Genomic DNA, 215 nt, shown 5'->3' with positions numbered 1-215 from the left:
GCGGAAGTATCTCTATCAGGCGCCGCGCGCTCTGTTCCTGAAGCTCGCGCGCAATTCCGACCGCCGCCTGGCGAGGTATATCGGCGAGCGGTCAGTCGCCGTGGTGGGCAACGCGCGTAGCCTGCTCGATACCGAATTCGGAGCGCGGATCGATGCCGAGGGCGTGGTGGTGCGGCTCAACAAGGGTTTCGTCCGGGCGCCGGCGGCGCAGGGCA

At 67.9% G+C, this 215-nt stretch carries 1 protein-coding gene; it reads left to right on the top strand.

Going from position 1 to position 215, the window contains the following annotated elements; all coding sequences use genetic code 11:
- A partial coding sequence (locus NLM59_RS11770) for a glycosyltransferase family 29 protein (protein ID WP_304417970.1) occupies positions 1–215 on the top strand: 215 nt, incomplete at both ends.

Origin of the sequence: Profundicola chukchiensis (assembly GCF_029664245.1) — a bacterium.
GTDB classification, from domain to species: domain Bacteria; phylum Bacteroidota; class Bacteroidia; order Flavobacteriales; family Weeksellaceae; genus Profundicola; species Profundicola chukchiensis.
Note: the sequence above shows the minus strand (reverse complement) of the source record. Positions and strands in the feature narration are given on the sequence as shown.